The following is a 17,285-nucleotide window of genomic DNA, read 5'->3' as shown; positions in this document are numbered from 1 at the left end:
GTCAGCGCCGGGGGCCCCCGCGCTGACCTTCGGTGCTCTCACGCAGCACGAGGCGGTGCGCCACGATACGGTCCTCGGGGGCGCCGCCGGGCTGTGCGGCGTCCACCGGGTCCGGTGACCGGGCCGCCTCGGCGATGCGCCGGCGCAGGAGCTCCACGGCGACCTTGGCGACCGCCGCCTTGTCCGGGGCGACGGTGCTCAGGGTCGGCACGCTGAACCGGCCGCCCTCCACGTCGTCGAAGCCCACGACGGCGACGTCCTCGGGCACCCTCAGGCCGTGCTCGTGGAGCGCCCGCAGAGCCCCCAGGGCGAGTTGGTCGTTGAAGCACAGCAACGCGTCGGGACGGGCCCCGGCGGCAAGAGCCCCGGCCACCGCCTCGGCGCCGTCCGGCATCCGGAAGGAGCCGACGGGAAGCAGCGAGTCCGGTCCGCAGGCGATGCCCGCCGCGGCCAGGGCGGCCCGGTAACCGCGGGTGCGCGCCTCGGCGGTCCCCAGGCCCGCGTCGTGGTCCCGTCCGCCCACGGCCAGGACGGTACGGCGCCCGAGGGCGATCAGGTGCTCGGTGGCCTCGCGGGCGGCCTTCTCGTTGTCGATGGCGACATGGTCGGCCCCCTCCTCCAGCAGCTCTCCGAGCAGCACGGTCGGCGGTGCGCCGGTGCGCTCGCGCAGGTCGTCGGCGGTCAGGGCGAGCGGGCTGAGGATGATGCCGTCGACGAAGTCCGAGCCGAAGCCGGCCAGCGCCGCGAGCTCGTGCTCGCGGTCCGCGCCGGACTGGTGGATCAGCACGGTCAGCGAACACCGCTCGGCTTCACGGATGACATGGCGTGCGAGCTCGGCGAAGTACGGGACGTCGAGCTCGGGCACGACGAGCGCGATGATGCCGGTGCGGCCCTTGCGCAGGTGACGGCCTGCCAGGTTGACCCGGTATCCGAGGTGCTCGATGGACTCGCGCACCACACGTCTGGTCCGGTCGGAGACATGGACGTAATCGTTGATCACATTGGACACCGTCTTCTCCGACACCCCCGCGTGCCGTGCGACGTCCTTGATCCTGGGCCGTGCCACCGCAACCTCCCCGCCCTCGCGCGCTGCCGAGTCTATGTCCTGGCGTGCCGGCCCCGGACGCGGTGGGACCCCACCGGGATCCCGGTGGTGCCGGAACCCTTTACAGCGAATGTACATCGATGTAAAAAAGGGCCACCGCACCGCTTCAGCCGGTGCGTCCACACCACCTGGCGTGCGCGGTGGACCGGCCTCACACGGCGGCCCACCGCCGCTTCGGCATGAGCGTCCGGCCGTCGAAAGGTCCGCGATGAGTTCCTCTTTCCCCGCCCGTGCACCGGGGCCCGCACCGGCGGTTCCCCCTGCGGGCGGCATCGGCCGCCGCAGGCTCCTGCGCCACGGCATGGCGGGCGCCCTGCTCGCCTCGGGCCCGCTGGCGGGCTGTGCCTCACCGGCCGCCTCCTCCGGGGCGTCCGCCCTGACCGTCTGGGACCTCTTCCAGGGAGGCGACGGCATGCTCATGGACGACATGATCGACGCCGTCTCCCACGGCCCTGACCGCTTCACCGTCGACCGGACCATCCTGGACTGGGGCCCGTCCTACTACACGAAGCTCGCCGTGTCGGCCGCCGGAGGCCGGGCGTCCGACGTCGCCGTACTGCACCTGTCCCGGCTGGCCGGCTACGCCCCCGGCGGCCTGCTGGACCCCTTCGACCTCGACCTGCTCGCCGAGTTCGGTGTCACGGCGAAGGACTTCACCCCGGCGGTGTGGAAGCGGACCCGGCACGAAGGCACGGTGTACGCGATCCCCCTCGACGTCCACCCCTTCATCGTCTTCTACGACCGCCGGGCCGCAGACAAGGCGGGTCTCCTCGACCCCTCGGGCGAGCTGGCGCCGATGGGCTCGCCACGGGCCCTCCTCGACGCGGGCGAAGCGCTCGCCGAAGCGACCGGGGGCGCGGGCATCCTCTTCGGGCACGTCACCGACACGGCGCAGAACTGGCGGCAGTTCGCGGCCCTCTACGCCCAGACCGGCGCCGCCTTCACGCTCCCCGACGGCGGCCCTGCCGAGATCGACACCGACGCGGCCGTACGGGTCGTGACGTTCATGCAGCAGCTCTTCGACGGCAGGACCAATCCCAACAACCTGGACTACAACAGCGCGATGGCCGCCTTCCTGGGCGGCCGCGGCGGCATGGCCATGCTGGGGGAGTGGGAGCTGCCGACGCTCCGGAAGTCCGACCTCGACCTGGGCGCGGCCCCCTTCCCGCAGGTCTTCGAGCGGCCCGCCGTCTACACCGACTCGCACAGCTTCGTCCTGCCCCACCAGGAGCACCCCGACCCCGCCCGGCGCCGGGAGGCCCACCGCTATGTGGCGCAGATGCTCAAACAGAGCATCACCTGGGCGAGCGCCGGTCACATCCCCGCCTACCAGCCCGTGCTCGCCGAACCCGAGTACGCCGAGCTGACACCGCAGTCCTCGTACGCGGACGCCGCCGAAGTGGCGGTGCTCGACCCGCCGAACTGGTTCGCCGGAGCGGGCTCGAACTTCCAGAACCGCATGTGCCAGCCGCTCCAGTCGGCGCTGCTCGGCAACACCACCGCCGAGAAGGCCGTACGGCAGATGGTCCGGGAAGCGGACGCGCTGCTGAGGCAGCCCGATCCGGTGGCCTGACCGAGACCAGAAGGAGTTACCGACGTGACCACCACCGCACCTCCGGGTGCCGACGCGCCTGCCGGCACACCCGTTTCCGGCACCGGCCGAACCCGCCGCGCCGCACGGACGGGAGCCCGCGCCGCGACCGGCAACGGCCTGATCTTCGTCCTGCCCTTCCTGGTCGTCTTCGCCCTCTTCCTCGTCTGGCCCGTGGTCCAGGGGCTGTGGATGAGCCTGACCGACGCCTCACTCGCGCTACGGGAGACGAGCTTCGTCGGCTTCGCCAACTACACCGAGGCCTTCGGCGATCCCGACGTGTGGAGCAGCCTCGGCAACACGGTCGTCTTCACCCTCATCTCCTGCGTACCGCTGGTCCTGCTCGCCCTGGCGATGGCGCTGCTCGTCCACAGCGGACTGGCCGGCCAGTGGGTGTGGCGGCTCGCCTTCTTCGCGCCGTACCTGCTGCCGGTGACGGTGGTCACCCTCATCTGGACGTGGCTGTACCAGCCCGACATCGGCCTCGGCAACCAGCTGCTGACCTCCCTCGGCATGGAGCCCGTGGGCTGGCTCTCCGACGAGGCGGTCGCGATGTGGTCCGTGGCCGCACTGACCGTCTGGTGGACGGTCGGCTTCAACTTCCTCCTCTACCTCGCCGCGCTCCAGGCCCTCCCCCCGGCCCTGGACGAGGCCGCCGCGCTCGACGGCGCGGGAGCCTGGCGGCGGCTGTGGTCCGTCACCCTGCCCCAACTGCGCAGGACGACGGTGCTGGTGGGGATGTTGCAGGTCCTCGCCTCGCTCAAGGTCTTCGACCAGATCTACATCCTCACCAAGGGCGGACCCAACGGTTCGACCCGGCCCATCCTCGAATACGTCTACGACGTCGGGTTCACCGGCTACCGGCTGGGCTACGCCTCCGCCGTCTCCTACCTCTTCTTCGCGCTCGTGATCATCGTCTCCGTCGCGCAGCTCCGCTTCTTCCGCCAGGAGGACTGACCGTGTCCGCCACCGCACCCTCACTCGGCCCACGCCGCCGGGCACCCCGTGAAGCGGCCGGTTCGCCGCTGCTCCTCGGTCACGGACGGCTGCCGCGCGTCCTGGCAGCCACCGCGCTGTGCGTCCTCGCGGCGGTCTGGCTCCTGCCGTTCGTCTGGTCCGTCGCCACGTCCTTCCAGAGCGAACAGGACGTGGCCACCCCCGGCCTCTCCCCGTTCAAGGGCGACCTCACCCTCGGGTCCTACGAGCAGATCCTGGAGCGCGGCAACGTGCTCCTGTGGGCCTTCAACAGTTTCCTCGTCGCGGGCCTCGTCACCCTGATCACCGTGGTCGTCTCGACCCTGGCCGCGTACGGCTTCGCGCGGGGCACCTTCCGCGGCCGCAAGGTCCTCCTCGCCGTCACCGTCGCGGCCGTCATGGTCCCGCCGCAACTGCTCGTCGTGCCCCTGTTCGAGCAGATGCTCCTCTTCGACATGGTGGACACCTACGCGGCGGTGATCCTGCCCCAAGTGGTCGCGCCGATGATGGTGTTCATCCTCAAGCGGTTCTTCGACGGCGTCCCCAGGGAACTCGAGGAGGCGGCCCGGATCGACGGCGCGTCCGAGATCAGGGTGTTCCTGTCGATCGTGCTGCCGCTGTCCCGGCCGATCGTGGCCGCCGTGTCGATCTTCGTCTTCATCGGGGCCTGGAACAACTTCATGTGGCCCTTCATCGTCACCAACGACCCCGACCTGATGACGCTGCCCGTGGGTCTGGCCACCGTCAAGGACGCCTACGGCATCCAGTACGCGCAGTCCATGGCCTCCGCGCTGCTGGCGGCACTCCCGCTGATCGTGGTGTTCCTCCTCTTCCAGCGGCGCATCGTCAGCTCGGTGGCCACGACAGGACTCGGCGGCTCCTGACCTCCGCGCCCGCCCCTCCGCGCTCACCACGAACCCCTCACTCACTGGAGCATGTGTTGCCCACCCCCGCCCTGCCCCGTCCCGAGTACCCGCGACCGCAGTTCGTCCGTCGCGACTGGCTCAGCCTCAACGGCGCCTGGCAGTTCGAGACCGACCAGGGAGACAGTGGCCTGGAACGCGGTCTCCTCGGCCGCGACCTGGACCGGGAGATCCTCGTACCCTTCCCGCCCGAGTCGGAACTGTCGGGCATCGGGGACACCGACTTCCTCGAAGCCGTCTGGTACCGGCGGGTCCTCACCCTGCCCTCCGCATGGGCCGGACGCCGTGTACTGCTCCACTTCGGCGCCGTCGACCACGACACGACCGTCTGGGCCAACGGCGTCGAAGTGGCACGCCACCGCGGCGGGTTCACCCCCTTCACCGCCGACCTCGGGGACGTCGCCGGCCCCGGTGAGGAGGTCACCCTCACCGTCCGGGCCCGCGACTCCCGCTCCGGCCCGCAGGCCCGCGGCAAGCAGGCCGTCCAGTACGCCAACCACGACTGCAACTACACACGCGTCACGGGGATCTGGCAGACGGTCTGGCTGGAGCCCGTCCCCGACCTCCACATGCGTCGTCCCCGCATCACACCCGACCTCGGCGGGTCCGCCTTCCACCTGGAACTGCCCTTGTCCGGCAACCGCCCCGGCCACCGGGTGCGCGCCGTCCTCTCCGACGGCGACGGTGAGGTCTGCCGCGCGGAGGTACGCGCCGACCTCGACCTCGCACCCCGGCTCCACCTGCCCGTACCGGACGGCAGGCGACACGAGTGGGGGCCCGGGAGCCCGCACCTGTACGGCCTGCGGCTGGAACTGCTCGACGGGTCGGGCGAGGTGGTCGACAGCGCCGAGAGCTACGCGGGACTGCGCGCCGTCGGCCTGCGGGGCAAGGCCGTCACCCTGAACGGACGGCCCGTCTTCCAGCGGCTCGTACTCGACCAGGGCTGGTACCCCGACGGGCTGATGACCGCCCCGAGCGACGAGGCGCTGGTCCACGACATCGAGATCGCCATGGCAGCCGGCTTCAACGGGGCCCGGCTCCACCAGAAGGTCTTCGAGGAGCGCTTCCTCTACCACGCCGACCGCCTCGGCTACCTGGTCTGGGGCGAGTTCGGCGACTGGGGCTGCGAGACCGGCGGCTCCTCGGGAGACAACCAGCAGCCGGACGCCTCGTACACCGGCCAGTGGCTCGAAGCCCTGGAGCGTGACTACTCGCACCCCTCCGTCATCGGGTGGTGCCCGCTCAACGAGACGTACCAGAAGCTGCACGACCGGATCACGCAGCTCGACTCCGTGACCCGGGCGATGTTCCTCGCCACGAAGGCGATGGACACCACCCGGCCGGTCATCGACGCCTCCGGTTACGCCCACCGGGTCGCCGAGACCGACATCTACGACGCCCACAACTACGAGCAGGATCCGGCCGCCTTCCGGCAGCTGATGGCCGGCCTCGCCAAGGACGAGCCGTTCGTCAACGCCTACGAGAACGGTGCCGCCTACTCGCAGCCCTACCGTGGCCAGCCCTACTTCGTCAGTGAGTTCGGTGGCATCTGGTGGGACCCCGAGGCGGCGGCAGCCCAGTCCGGCGAGGACCGCACCGCCTCGTGGGGTTACGGCGAGCGCGTACGCGACGAGGAGGAGTTCCACGCACGCTTCGAAGGCCTGACCGGCGTACTCCTGCAGGACCCGAACATGTTCGGTTACTGCTACACGCAGCTGACCGACGTCTTCCAGGAGCAGAACGGCGTCTACCGCTTCGACCGGGGCACCAAGCTGGACATCGAACGCATCCGCGCCGCGCAGACGCGCCCGGCGGCCATCGAGGCCGACAAGGCCGTCGAGGAGGGCGGCGCCTAACGGCGTACGCCCGGCCACGGAGGACACCTCCCCGGTCCGCAGCCCGGGGAGGTGTCCCGTTGCTGCCCGCAGTCCCTCCGCTCCCGCAGTCCCTCCGCCGTCCGCACGGCTGCGGATGACCGATGTGATGTCCGCCTTCATCATGGAATGTGCGGCCCCCGCCCGCCGACCGTACGGCGGCTCCGATCGAGAGGAAGGGCACCCCCATGGCCGAGGACAAGAAGCTGGACAAGGGCGACGACGTCACGTGGAGCAGCCACGGACAGGACGTCCCGGGCACGGTGCGCAAGAAGATCACCGAGCGGACCGAGGCGGCCGGACGCACGGTCGACGCGTCGAAGGACGACCCGCAGTACGAGGTCGAGAGCGACAAGTCGGGTGCTCACGCCGTACACAAGCCGGGCTCCCTGCACAAGGAGGGCAAGAAGTCGTGACCGGTGGCCGTGACGCGGACCGCGAGGAGAGCGTGCGGCGCTTCGGCGAGGCCGTGAACATGACGGCCGGCGAGATGGAGAAGTGGCTGGACACGGACGAGTCGCGCGGCGCGGGGCAGTCCGACGGCTCGGGTGAGAGCGTGGGACACGCGTCGGGCCGCCGGATCGTCGAACTGCTGCGCACCGAGAAGGCGGACCTGACCGACGACGACGTCGCGCACATGCGCAAGGTCGTCGGCTATGTGCACCGGCACGGGAAGCAGCGGCCGAAAGGGGACGTCACCGACACGCGGTGGCGTCACTCCCTCATGAACTGGGGCCACGATCCGGAGAAGTGACAGCGGGGGGCGGTGCGCCCGCGCCCCGGCCGTGCCGACGGGTCGTACGCCGCATCACGCCGCATCACGCCGCACACGTCGGCCGTACGCCGTGTCAGGTCGCCGTCACCGTACGTCGTCCAGGCCGACCGTGGGTCGTCTCAGCCGACCGTACCGTCGACGAACTCGTTGAGGGCCCGGCCCGGACGCAGAGCGGGCCGGGCCCCTTCGAGGTGGAAATCCCCGAATCCCATGATCGAGACCGTTTCACCGTCCCGGAGCCCCTCGGCGATCGTTCCGGGGCGGTCCACCGTGCCGAACAGCGCGTCCAGGATCTGCTCGACGTGCTGGGCGGACACCTGACCGGCGTCCCCGCCCGCCTTGCGGACGGTTGCCTCGATGAGCGCGTTCCTGTCCATGTTGATCCTTTTCCTTCCCCGGCTGTCCGATGCGCTGCCCGACGTGAGCCCGGGCACGTGAACCCATGCACTCGCACCCAAGCACCCCGGCCGGACGGCACGCCGTTGCCCGGGAGTGTGGCGCGGATGTTCACCGGTTCGCCGGAAGGCCGGTGACACGGACGTGCGGCGCGGCCCCCTGACAGCCGACTCGGCCACGGCCACTGCGATGCCCCCGTGTTTCCACTCTGGGGCCAGGGGCAGGCGCATCCATGAGCACCTACGAAAGGACCGACATGAGCGCCGGAGAGAAGGCCAAGGCCAAGACCGAGCAGGTTGTCGGGAAGGCCGTGAGGAAGGTGGCCCACGCGATGGGCGACGAGACCACCGCTGCCAAGGGAGCCGCACTGGAGACCCGCGGCAAGGCCCGCGACGCCAAGGAGAGCGTGCGGCGTTGACCGCGCCCCGGCGCGGGCGGAGTCCGTGCGACGGCCTGCGCCTGGTGCAGGGTCCCGCCGCGGCGCGGATGGTGAAGCAGTTCCTCGGAGGGGCCTCGGTGGCGGTATGCCACCGAGGCCCCTCCACGCGTGCAATGGGTGGCTCCGTACGCAGGGTGCACGGGGCTGCGAGGCTGTGGGGCTGGGGCTGCGGAGCTACGGGACGAGGGACCGAGCGGGTGCCGCGTCGATCGGGCCGGCCGTGTCCGGTGCTCCACGGCCCGCTGCGCCGTGTCGTCGCGCGACCGTACGGAAGGAGGGCGGGCGTTTCATCGCCAGGCCGGCCCCGGCGGGGCATCGCGCCGGGCATCGCGCCGGGCGGGCCCGTGCCAGTCCAGTATGAGGACCGTGGCGTCGTCCTTGAGGTTGCCGCGGCAGGCAGTCAGTACCGCTGTCGTCATGGCGCGAACCGCCTCCCGGGGATGCGAGGTGCGGGTGTCGCGCACGACGGAGGCCAGGTCGACATCCGCGGCACCGCGTTCCTGCATTCCGTCGGTGAGCAGGACCAGTCGGTCGCCGGGGTTCAGCTGGACCTCCTGCAGCTGGTACGAGGTGGGCGCCGCCACGCCGAACGGCAGGTTGACGGCGAGCTCGACCTCCTCGACCTCGGTTGCGCCGGCCCGCAGGCGCAGAGGCCAGGGATGGCCCGCGTTGACCAGTTCACAGGTGCCCGTCTCGAGCCGGACGCACAGCAGTTGCCCGGTGACCAGCCCGCGACTGTGGGTCAACAGGGCCTCATGGGCGCGGCGGGCCTGATGGAGCGCGTCGCACCCGGTGCGGCGGGCGCCGCGCAACGCACCCGTGACCAGGGTCGCCAGCAGGGCGGAGTCGGTGTCGTGGCCCATGGCGTCGGTGATGGAGAGGTGAAGCGTGTCCCGGTCGAGCGTGTAGTCGTAGGTGTCGCCGCCGATGTCGTCGGCCGGGATCAGGCCGGCCGCGAGGGTGAACTGGGGGGCCTCGCAGCAGGAGGCCGAAGGGAGCAGCTGGTGCTGGATCTCGGCGGCCAGGCTGGTCCGGGTCGTCCGCCGGCCGGCGTGGTAGAGGTCGGTGAAGCGGCTGTCCGTGACGATGATGTAGGCCAGCGCGTGGGCCGCGTCGCTGATCTGCCCGAGTACGCCCTCGTCGGCGTACTGCAGCGTCACCTCCAGCACACCGATGCAGTCGCCGCGGTTGGTGACCGGCGAGATCACCCGCTGCCCGCCCTGACCTTCCGGTTCCACACGCTGGCGCTGGCTCCGGAGAACCGTTTCGTAGACGCTGCCCTGCAGATCGATCTGCTCCGCGGCGTCCGCCCTGTCACCCTCGTCGGGTGCGGTCAGGCGCAGCAGCCGCTGCCCCATGAGATCGGCGAACAGGAACGACACCCGTTCCGCCCCGAAGCGCTTGCGCAGGTCGTCCGCGAGTACCCCGACGGACTCCCCGGGCGGCGCGGATTCCGCGGCGGCCAGGAGCTCACCCAGTTCCAAGTCTCTGCCATGCATGGCAACCTCCCATCGTCTGTCGCCACTTATTCCCCGGGTTTCGCCGACCTCACCCGGTGCGTCCGGGCATGAGAAGGGCCGGTGGAGGGAATAGGGGGCGCGCAGGGGGGCGCCGGAGAGACGTGCGACAGGGCCCGGGGCCCCGGCGGCCGCCTCCGCCTGGTTCCCGGCACGGGCCCGCTCGCCGCCGCCGTACCGGGAGCGTTCGACGCTCTGGAGGAAGGGCTGCCCGACACCCTCACCCCGGGCCGTCGCCCCCGCACGACGCTCACCCCGTCCCCGGCGCTCCGCGACGGGGTGCCGGTGCTGGCGTTCGGTACCCCCGGCGGTGAACAGCAGGACCAGTGGCAGCTGCACTTCTTCCTTGCCGTCGCCCTGCGTCCGAAGGTACGCGGAGGTTACGACCTGCAGGGCGCCATCGACGCCGTCAACTGGCACAACGACAGTTTCCCCAGTTCCTTCCATCCGCGAGGCATGCGCCCCGGCGGCGTGAGCGCCGAGGAGCGGACGGACCCGCGGATCGTCGAGGAACTGCGCCGCCGCGGGCACGACGTGGTGGTCGGCGAACCCTGGTCCGAGGGCCGGCTGAGCGCCGTCGCCCGCGACCCCGGGACGGGCGTGCTGTCGGCGGCCGCCAACCCGCGCGGCATGCAGGGGTACGCCGTCGGCCGCTGACAACCCCTCGGGAGGCCGGGCGGCGGACCGTGCTTAGCTGGAAGCATGATCGATGACTTCCTTGCCGAGAGCGGCGGACACCTGACCGAGGTCGAGGCGGCGGTGCGCGCCGCGGTCGCCGACGAGATCCTGCCGCGCTACCAGCAGCTCGCCGCGCACGAGATCGTCGAGAAGAGCGGCCCCCACGACCTCGTCACCGCCGCCGACCGGCTGGCCGAGGAGCACCTCACGGCCTCCCTGACCAGGCTGCTGCCCGGCTCGGTCGTCGTGGGCGAGGAAGCGGTGCACGCCGACCCGGCGGTGTACGAGGCCCTGGGCGGGGACGCCCCCGTATGGATCGTCGATCCGGTCGACGGCACCCGCCAGTTCGTCCACGGCGAGCCCGGCTTCTGCACCCTGGTGGCCCTCGCCCACCACGGCGAGGTGTTCGCCTCGTGGACGTACGCCCCGGTACTGGGCGAGTGGGCCGTCGCCGTACGGGGCAGGGGCGCCACGCTCAACGGCAGGCCGCTGCGGAGCGGCTCGCCCGCGCCCGGCGCCGTGCTCAAGGTGGCGATGTCCCACCCCGACTACACCTCCGACGCGCAGAAGCGCGCCCTGCTCGGCCTGCACACCGAGGGCATCGACGCCCGCGCGTGCGGCTCGGCGGGGCTCGAGTACCTCGCCGTGGCCAGTGGTGCGCAGGACGCGGTCGCCTTCAACTGGGAGTTCGCCTGGGACCATGCGGCGGGCCTGCTCCTGGTCACCGAGGCGGGCGGCACCCAGTCCACCCTCACCGGTGACCTGTACCGCATCACCGGCGGCAACGACCTGCCGTTCACGGCGGCGCGGGACGCGGCGACGGCGCAACGGGTACTGGACGCGCTGCGGGCCGGGGTCTGAGCCAGGGCCCGGGACCGGCCCGCCACGTCCCGCCCGCCCCGGCCCGCCACGTCCCGCCCGCCCCGTCCGGGACGCTCACGGCCTGGCGAGCACCTGGCGCACTTCCCGGACGACGCCGGCTGCCGTCTCCACCGCCTCGGGGTCCAGACCGCGCAGGGCACCGGAGACCCGGTCCATGAAACCGTCGGGCGTGTCCGGCAGAGCGGCCGCCGCCGCGAGGGCGCCCTTCTCGTTCAGGCACCAGGTGCGGTGGTGGGCGTGGAGCGACTGGGCGAGGATGCCGAACGCCCTCGACAGGCAGAGCGCGACGTGGAGCGTGTCCCCGGAGGGAGCCGACTTGCGGGCCGAGGCCACCGAGAAGTCCGCCTCCCACGCGGCGTCCGCGAGCGCCCTGCGCAAGGGCTCCGGGTAGGTACGGGTCTGCTCCCGCAGGGATGCCAACTCGCCGTGCGGATCCTGGAGTACGCGGCCCAGCGCGACCTCGCCGGCGTAACAGGGGGACCAGAAGCCCAGCGGGTGGCCCGGCTGGACGCCCACTTCGAAGCGGCCCTCACGGCAGTCGGCCCACACCGCCTCCACCCGGTCCAGATCGCGCAGGATCCAGTCCACGGCGACCCCGTCCACCGTCAGCCAGGCGCCGCCGTCGACCCACGGGCCCCAGCCGCCCGGTCCCGCGACCTCAGCCGGTGCGCCCTGCGCCTCGGACGCCAGGGCGGTCAGAGCGGCCACGTCCGGGGCGCCGCGGTAGTAGACACCGAGATCCCAGTCGCTGTCCGGGCGGTGCGTGGAGCGGGCCCGGCTCCCGCCCAGGACGACAGCCCTGACACCGGGCTGCCGGACGAGCCGGGAGGCCATCGACGCGATGGCGGGAGGAAGTGCCGGATCGCTGTTCATCGGGCAGGAGGTTACCCGGGGCCCCGTTGCCGGCACGCCCGAATATCCTGGACGCCCTGGCCGTCGGCTGACGAAGGAGTCCGAAGGTGCCATCGATGCTGGATGCCGTCGTCGTGGGGGCGGGCCCCAACGGACTGACCGCCGCGGCCGAACTGGCCCGCCGCGGTTTCTCCGTGGAGGTCTTCGAAGCCATGGAGACCGTCGGAGGCGGCGCGCGTACCGAGGAGCTCACCCTCCCCGGTTTCCGCCACGACCCGTGTTCCGCCGTGCACCCCCTGGGGATCGGCTCGCCCGCGTTCGCGGCGATGCCTCTGGCCCGGCACGGCCTGGAGTGGGTACAGCCACCGCTGGCGCTCGCCCACCCCTTCCCCGACGGCTCGGCCGCCGTGCTCACCACGTCGGTGGGGGAGAGCGCCATGACGCTCGGACCGCAGGACGCGGGGGCGTACCGCAGACTGGTCGCCCCCTACATCGGCCACTGGGACACCCTCGCCGAGGACTTCCTGCGCACCCCCTGGGACGGGCTGCCCCGCGATCCGTACCGCTGGGTGCGGTTCGGGCTGGACGCCCTCCAGCCCGCCACGCTCGCCTCCCGCCGCTTCCGGGGCGAGAAGGCGCGCGGGCTGATCGCCGGGCTCGCCGCGCACGCCATCGCGCCGACCAGCGGGATCGCGACGACCGGTATCGCCCTGCTGTTCGCGCTCGCCGCGCACGAGAAGGGCTGGCCCGTGCCGCGCGGCGGCTCGCAGGCCATCTCGGACGCCCTCGCCTCCTACCTGCGCGAACAGGGCGGCGTGATCCGCACGGGTACGGAGGTCAAGCGCCTCGACGAACTCCCGCCCGCCCGCGCGTACGTCTTCGACACCTCGCCGACCGCGCTGGCCCGGATCGCCGGACTCGGCAACGCCTACCGCCGCTACCGTTACGGCGCCTCCTGCTTCAAGATCGACTACGCCCTTTCGGGGCCCGTCCCCTGGACCGCGCCGGAGGCCAGGCGGGCCGGCACCGTGCACGTCGGCCCCACGGCGGGTGAGATCGACACCGCCCTGCGCGCCGCGGTGACGGGGCGCGACCCGAGCGTCCCGTTCCTGATCACGGCGCAGCCGAGCCTGGTGGACCCGTCCCGGGCGCCCGAGGGCCGCCACGTCTTCTGGGTGTACGGCCATGTCCCGGCGGGCTGGGAGGGTGACGCGACGGAGGTGATCGAGCGTCAGCTGGAGCGCTTCGCACCGGGTTTCCGTGATCTCGTCCTCGCCCGCTCGATCGCGGGGCCGCCCCGCCTCGCGGTGCGCAACGCCAACTACGTCGACGGGGACATCGCCACCGGGGCGTTCGCCGGACTCCAGACGGTGATCCGGCCCAAGCTCGCCCGCGTACCGTACGCGACCGCCCATCCCGCGGTGTTCCTCTGCTCCTCGGCCACCCCGCCGGGGCCGGGCGTGCACGGAATGTCGGGCCACCATGCGGCGAAGGCGGTGTGGAGGCGGCTGCGGACCGGGTGAGGACCCGCTTCCGGGGTCCCGCACGGGGCTCCTGCCGCCGCGCACGGGTGTGCCGGGCCACCGTGACATCACGGCGGCCCGGCACACCCGCGCGGGGTCAGTGCGACGGGGTGAGGGGCTGCTTGCTCTCCTCGGCCAGCCGCTCCAGGCCGCTCTGCGTCTTGAGCGGCTTCTCCTTGACGAACAGCACCGCCACCAGCGCCAGCACCGCGAAGGGCGCGCCGACCAGGAAGACGTCGGCGGTCGCGTTGCCGTAGGCCTGCTCCACGACCTCGCGCGCCTGCGCGGGAAGGGTCGTGAGGTCGGGGATGGAGTGGCTGCCACCGCCCCCTCCGGCCGCCGCGCCTCCGAGCCCCTTCTCGAGCTCCTTGGTCACCTGGTGGGCGAGGACGGCACCGAGGGCGCTGGTGCCGATCGCGCCGCCGAGGCTGCGGAAGAAGGACAGGACGGAGGTCGCCGAACCGAGTTCGGCCGCCGGTACGTCGTTCTGCGCGGCGAGCACGAGATTCTGCATGAGCATGCCGACGCCGACGCCCAGCACGGCCATGTAGAGGGCCAGGATCCAGAACGCCGTGTCCGCACCGATCGTGGACAGCAGGCCCATGCCCGCGGTCATGATCACACCGCCGGCGACCAGGAAGTTCTTCCACTTGCCGGTCTTGGTGATGATCTGGCCGGCCACCGTGGTCGAGACCATCAGACCGAGGATCATCGGCAGGCTCATCATGCCCGCGACGGTCGGGGACTTGCCGAGCGAGATCTGGAAGTACTGCGAGAGGAAGACCGTGCCGCCGAACATCGCCACACCGACGAGGAGGCTCGCCACGGTGGTGAGGGCGACCGTCCGGTTGCGGAAGATGTCCAGCGGGATCATCGGTTCCTCGACGCGCGACTCGACGACGACGGCCAGGACGATCAGGACCACACCGGCCGAGACGAGGGCCGCGGTCTGCCACGACATCCAGTCGAACTGGTTGCCCGCGAGCGTGATCCAGAGCAGCAGGGCGCTCACGCCCGCCATGATCAGGAAGGCACCGAGGTAGTCGATCTTCACCTTGCGGCGGACGACCGGCAGGTCGAGCGTGAGCTGGAGCATCACGATCGCGAGCAGTGCGAACGGCACCCCGATGAAGAAGCACCAGCGCCAGCCCAGCCACGAGGTGTCGACCAGCACACCGCCGATCAGCGGGCCGGCCACGGTGCCCACGGCGAACACGGCGCCGAACATGCCCGAGTAGCGCCCGAGTTCGCGGGGCGGGATGATCGAGGCCATCACGACCTGGGCGAGCGCGGTGAGGCCACCGGCACCGATGCCCTGGACGACACGGCTGATGATGAGGACGGTGACGCTGTCCGAGAAGCCGGCGACGAGCGAGCCGATGACGAACATCCCCAGCGACAGCTGGATGAGCAGTTTCTTGTCGTAGAGGTCGGAGAGCTTGCCCCAGATGGGGACGGTGGCGGTCATGGCCAGCAGCTCCGCCGTGACCACCCAGGTGTACGACGACTGGCTGCCGTGCAGGTCGGTGATGATGCGGGGGAGGGCGTTGGCGACGACGGTGGACGCGAGGATGGCCACGAACATCCCGGCCATCAGGCCGGACATGGCCTGGATTATCTGACGTCTCGTCATGGAGGGGGGTGCCTCGGGTGCGGGCGTCACGGCAGCGGACATCGGTGGACGTACCTCGGTTCTCTGGGAGTCGGTTCCTTCAGGAGCGAAGGACGGGGGCGGACGGTGTGGTGACGGGTGCGTGCGGAGGGCCGGCGCGCCGTCAGTCGCGCAGCGCGGCGGTGAGTTCGGCGAACGCCTCGTCGTAGACGGCCTTGAGGGGCCGGGTGCGTCCGGTGGCGGTCCACAGTTCGACGGCGGACCGAACGGCGGCGAGGGTGGTGTGCACCAGGAGGCGCGGTCGCAGGTCCGCGTCGGCCTCCACGCCCAGCCGTTCGGCCACCGCGGCGATCAGTGCCTGCTCATCGGCGCCTCGCGCCGCGAGGAACCGGGGAAACAGCGACGGGGTGTTCCCCAGCACCGTGCACTGCAGCTCCCAGCGGTCGTGGCCCACCTCGATGTGGGTCAGTTCCTCGGAGATCGCCTCGCGCAGCACCGTGAGAGTCGTGCTCCCCGCCGGGGCCTCGATGATCGCCCGGCGGGTCCGCTCGGTGAGGTCGGGGTCGGCGACGAGGATCGCGTCGTCCAGGTGGCCGAAGTAGTTGAAGAACGTCCGCACCGAGACGCCCACCTCCGCGGTGACCGCCTCCACCGTCACCTGGTCGAGTCCGCGCTCGGCCGCCATGCGCAGCGCGGTGTCGGCCAGGGCGTCGCGGGTCGCACGCTTCTTGCGTTCGCGCAGTCCGAGGGGAGGATTCTTCGGGAGGGTCACGAAGGTGCATGCTATGCAAAAATGCACGGTATGCAAATTCGACCGCGCAGGCGACCGCCGGTCGTGGCGAGACGGTAGGGCGGTGCCGACCGGGCAGCTGCGGCCAGGGCGCCGGGCCGTCGGTCACCGCGGCGGGCCGGCTCGGCGTCACCGGAGTTGTCCGCTCCGCGGGCCCGCGGAGCGAAAACGCCGGGTGACGCGTGTCCGGTCCGTTCCCAGGGTTCACCGCTCAGGCCGCGGCCCACCGGTCCACCGGTCCTCCGCCCGCCCTCAGACCGGCTCGTCCGCGCCGGAATCCCCACCCCTCGTCGCGCCTCGCTCATGAGCCCGCTGGAGCGCTGCGACCTCAGGCCGACAGCGGAACGGGACTGTCGAGAAGGGCTCCGGCGCCGCGATCAGGCGGGCTGCCCGGAGAACATCGCGTCCCTGACCGGCGGTCACGAGATGACCCTAGTCTGCGGGTATGTAATGCACGCAGGTGGAGAACGGGTCTCGCTGCACGCATACCAGCACCGCACGCCACTGCGAACGTTCTTGGCGGGCTCCCTCGGCCACCGCCGGAGCGCAGAGCGGATCCGAAAGCCCCCAGACGGTTCCTTCCGGCCATCCGACCCGACGCGTTCGATTCTCGATCGTCTTGACGCAACCCGTCTCCGGCCTGTAGCGCTTGACCTCTCGCATGAGATCCGCGAAGCGGTGGTTGCGGAGCGCTTCGGTCCGCTGCGCCAGCTTCTTCTTCGCCTCCACCCGTTCTTCGGGGGACGCATCGGGGTCCTGCACCGTCTTCAGCGCCTCACAGGCCTCCTGCATGACCGCCTGAATGATTTTGCGGTCCTTCGGATCCTCCGGTTGTGCCCCCAGCCCCCTACTCGCCCATACCAGGCCCTTCATCGCCGTGGAGCGGTTGACCCATTTCGGTGCGGCCGCCGACGACTCCGCCGCGTCCGCCGACGGCCGGGGCAGGGTCCTCCTCACCGCTTCCGTCATCGTCGCCACGAGCCGCGTGTATGCGGCCTTGTCCTCGGGGGCCGTGTACGGGTCTTCGATGATCCGCAACGCCTCGGTGAATCCCTCGACCATGATCGTGTACGCCACCCGGTCCTCGGGCGCAGCATTCGGATTCCTGATGAAGGTGAGCGTTCTTGCCAGTACGTTCGTCAGCTTCTCCTTCACCTCCTCCGGCGCGTTCGCCAGCCGGTCGCCGACGTCCTTCTTCAGTTCTCCCGGCTTCTTCGGCTCGGCGGGGTCCGTCGGGGGAGGCGGATCCGTCGGGGGCGTGTCCGGGTCCGTCGAGGGCGTGTCCGGGTCCGTCGGGGGCGTGTCCGGGTCCGTCGGGGGAGGTGGGTCTGTCGGGGGAGGCGGGTCCGTCGG

General features: G+C 71.4%; 16 protein-coding genes and 1 pseudogene. 10 read left to right on the top strand and 7 right to left on the bottom strand.

All coding sequences use genetic code 11. From position 1 onward, the window contains the following. Position 1 precedes the first annotated feature (1 nt). The gene (locus QFZ58_RS07415; protein ID WP_307124115.1) at positions 2–1,066 is read right to left on the bottom strand and encodes a LacI family DNA-binding transcriptional regulator; all 1,065 of its coding nucleotides are present in this window, start codon (positions 1,064–1,066) and stop codon (positions 2–4) included. A gap of 247 nt (positions 1,067–1,313) precedes the next feature. On the opposite strand from QFZ58_RS07415, the gene QFZ58_RS07410 reads away from it, so the two are divergent. From QFZ58_RS07410 to QFZ58_RS07385, 6 genes are all read left to right on the top strand, one after another. Continuing rightward, complete coding sequence (locus QFZ58_RS07410) at positions 1,314–2,678, top strand: extracellular solute-binding protein (RefSeq protein ID WP_307124114.1); 1,365 nt, start codon at positions 1,314–1,316, stop codon at positions 2,676–2,678. A gap of 24 nt (positions 2,679–2,702) precedes the next feature. Continuing rightward, positions 2,703–3,653, top strand: coding sequence for a carbohydrate ABC transporter permease (locus QFZ58_RS07405; RefSeq protein WP_307124113.1), 951 nt, complete (start codon positions 2,703–2,705; stop codon positions 3,651–3,653). A gap of 2 nt (positions 3,654–3,655) precedes the next feature. Continuing rightward, entirely contained in the window at positions 3,656–4,555 is a 900-nt protein-coding gene (locus tag QFZ58_RS07400; protein ID WP_307124112.1) for a carbohydrate ABC transporter permease, read from the top strand. Positions 4,556–4,611: 56 nt separating this feature from the next. Further along, positions 4,612–6,450 carry a glycoside hydrolase family 2 protein gene (locus QFZ58_RS07395; protein WP_307124111.1) on the top strand — a complete coding sequence of 613 codons (1,839 nt, stop codon included), beginning with the start codon at positions 4,612–4,614 and terminating at the stop codon, positions 6,448–6,450. 206 nt (positions 6,451–6,656) lie between these two features. Next, positions 6,657–6,884, top strand: a complete 228-nt coding sequence (locus tag QFZ58_RS07390; protein WP_307124110.1) for a DUF2945 domain-containing protein — start codon at positions 6,657–6,659, stop codon at positions 6,882–6,884. Next, complete coding sequence (locus tag QFZ58_RS07385; protein ID WP_307124109.1) at positions 6,881–7,222, top strand: DUF3140 domain-containing protein; 342 nt, start codon at positions 6,881–6,883, stop codon at positions 7,220–7,222. The genes QFZ58_RS07390 and QFZ58_RS07385 overlap by 4 nt, the downstream gene beginning before the upstream one ends. 140 nt (positions 7,223–7,362) lie before the next feature. On the opposite strand, the gene QFZ58_RS07380 is transcribed toward QFZ58_RS07385, so the two are convergent. Further along, positions 7,363–7,620: an HU family DNA-binding protein gene (locus QFZ58_RS07380; protein ID WP_307124108.1), complete on the bottom strand. Its 258-nt coding sequence runs from the start codon at positions 7,618–7,620 to the stop codon at positions 7,363–7,365. 251 nt (positions 7,621–7,871) lie between these two features. Between QFZ58_RS07380 and QFZ58_RS07375 the strand changes: the two genes are divergently transcribed. Beyond that, the gene (locus tag QFZ58_RS07375) at positions 7,872–8,057 is read left to right on the top strand and encodes a hypothetical protein (RefSeq protein WP_307129095.1); all 186 of its coding nucleotides are present in this window, start codon (positions 7,872–7,874) and stop codon (positions 8,055–8,057) included. Positions 8,058–8,365: 308 nt separating this feature from the next. Here QFZ58_RS07375 and QFZ58_RS07370 read toward each other — a convergent pair whose 3' ends face one another. Beyond that, positions 8,366–9,577 carry a PP2C family protein-serine/threonine phosphatase gene (locus tag QFZ58_RS07370; protein WP_307124107.1) on the bottom strand — a complete coding sequence of 404 codons (1,212 nt, stop codon included), beginning with the start codon at positions 9,575–9,577 and terminating at the stop codon, positions 8,366–8,368. A 78-nt stretch (positions 9,578–9,655) separates the two neighbouring features. On the opposite strand from QFZ58_RS07370, the pseudogene QFZ58_RS07365 reads away from it, so the two are divergent. Next, positions 9,656–10,252, top strand: a pseudogene (locus QFZ58_RS07365) (gamma-glutamyltransferase); the annotation flags it as partial. A gap of 45 nt (positions 10,253–10,297) precedes the next feature. Beyond that, a complete protein-coding gene (locus tag QFZ58_RS07360; protein WP_307124106.1) occupies positions 10,298–11,134 on the top strand; it encodes an inositol monophosphatase family protein in 837 nt (278 codons plus the stop codon). Between the two features lie 75 nt (positions 11,135–11,209). On the opposite strand, the gene QFZ58_RS07355 is transcribed toward QFZ58_RS07360, so the two are convergent. After that, on the bottom strand, positions 11,210–12,028 hold the full coding sequence (locus tag QFZ58_RS07355) for a nucleotidyltransferase domain-containing protein (protein WP_373428530.1): 819 nt from the start codon (positions 12,026–12,028) through the stop codon (positions 11,210–11,212). Positions 12,029–12,114: 86 nt separating this feature from the next. Between QFZ58_RS07355 and QFZ58_RS07350 the strand changes: the two genes are divergently transcribed. Next, on the top strand, positions 12,115–13,530 hold the full coding sequence (locus QFZ58_RS07350) for an NAD(P)/FAD-dependent oxidoreductase (protein WP_307124105.1): 1,416 nt from the start codon (positions 12,115–12,117) through the stop codon (positions 13,528–13,530). A 97-nt stretch (positions 13,531–13,627) separates the two neighbouring features. On the opposite strand, the gene QFZ58_RS07345 is transcribed toward QFZ58_RS07350, so the two are convergent. The 3 genes from QFZ58_RS07345 to QFZ58_RS07335 all read right to left on the bottom strand — a co-directional run bounded on the left by QFZ58_RS07345 (position 13,628) and on the right by QFZ58_RS07335 (position 17,087). Then, positions 13,628–15,205: an MDR family MFS transporter gene (locus QFZ58_RS07345; RefSeq protein ID WP_307124104.1), complete on the bottom strand. Its 1,578-nt coding sequence runs from the start codon at positions 15,203–15,205 to the stop codon at positions 13,628–13,630. 100 nt (positions 15,206–15,305) lie between these two features. After that, the gene (locus tag QFZ58_RS07340) at positions 15,306–15,914 is read right to left on the bottom strand and encodes a TetR/AcrR family transcriptional regulator (protein WP_307124103.1); all 609 of its coding nucleotides are present in this window, start codon (positions 15,912–15,914) and stop codon (positions 15,306–15,308) included. 450 nt (positions 15,915–16,364) lie between these two features. Continuing rightward, a complete protein-coding gene (locus tag QFZ58_RS07335) occupies positions 16,365–17,087 on the bottom strand; it encodes a hypothetical protein (protein WP_307124102.1) in 723 nt (240 codons plus the stop codon). Positions 17,088–17,285: the final 198 nt, after the last annotated feature.

It is taken from the genome of Streptomyces sp. B1I3, from assembly GCF_030816615.1.
GTDB lineage: Bacteria > Actinomycetota > Actinomycetes > Streptomycetales > Streptomycetaceae > Streptomyces.
Note: the sequence above shows the minus strand (reverse complement) of the source record. Positions and strands in the feature narration are given on the sequence as shown.

What these genes read in the sequence shown, in the direction of transcription:
- QFZ58_RS07360 (WP_307124106.1), top strand. Translation starts at nt 10,298, where the DNA reads ATGATCGATGACTTCCTTGCCGAGAGCGGCGGACACCTGACCGAGGTC.
- QFZ58_RS07370 (WP_307124107.1), bottom strand. Translation starts at nt 9,577, where the DNA reads ATGCATGGCAGAGACTTGGAACTGGGTGAGCTCCTGGCCGCCGCGGAA.
- QFZ58_RS07375 (WP_307129095.1), top strand. Translation starts at nt 7,872, where the DNA reads ATGAGCACCTACGAAAGGACCGACATGAGCGCCGGAGAGAAGGCCAAG.
- QFZ58_RS07355 (WP_373428530.1), bottom strand. Translation starts at nt 12,028, where the DNA reads ATGAACAGCGATCCGGCACTTCCTCCCGCCATCGCGTCGATGGCCTCC.
- QFZ58_RS07410 (WP_307124114.1), top strand. Translation starts at nt 1,314, where the DNA reads ATGAGTTCCTCTTTCCCCGCCCGTGCACCGGGGCCCGCACCGGCGGTT.
- QFZ58_RS07345 (WP_307124104.1), bottom strand. Translation starts at nt 15,205, where the DNA reads ATGTCCGCTGCCGTGACGCCCGCACCCGAGGCACCCCCCTCCATGACG.
- QFZ58_RS07380 (WP_307124108.1), bottom strand. Translation starts at nt 7,620, where the DNA reads ATGGACAGGAACGCGCTCATCGAGGCAACCGTCCGCAAGGCGGGCGGG.
- QFZ58_RS07390 (WP_307124110.1), top strand. Translation starts at nt 6,657, where the DNA reads ATGGCCGAGGACAAGAAGCTGGACAAGGGCGACGACGTCACGTGGAGC.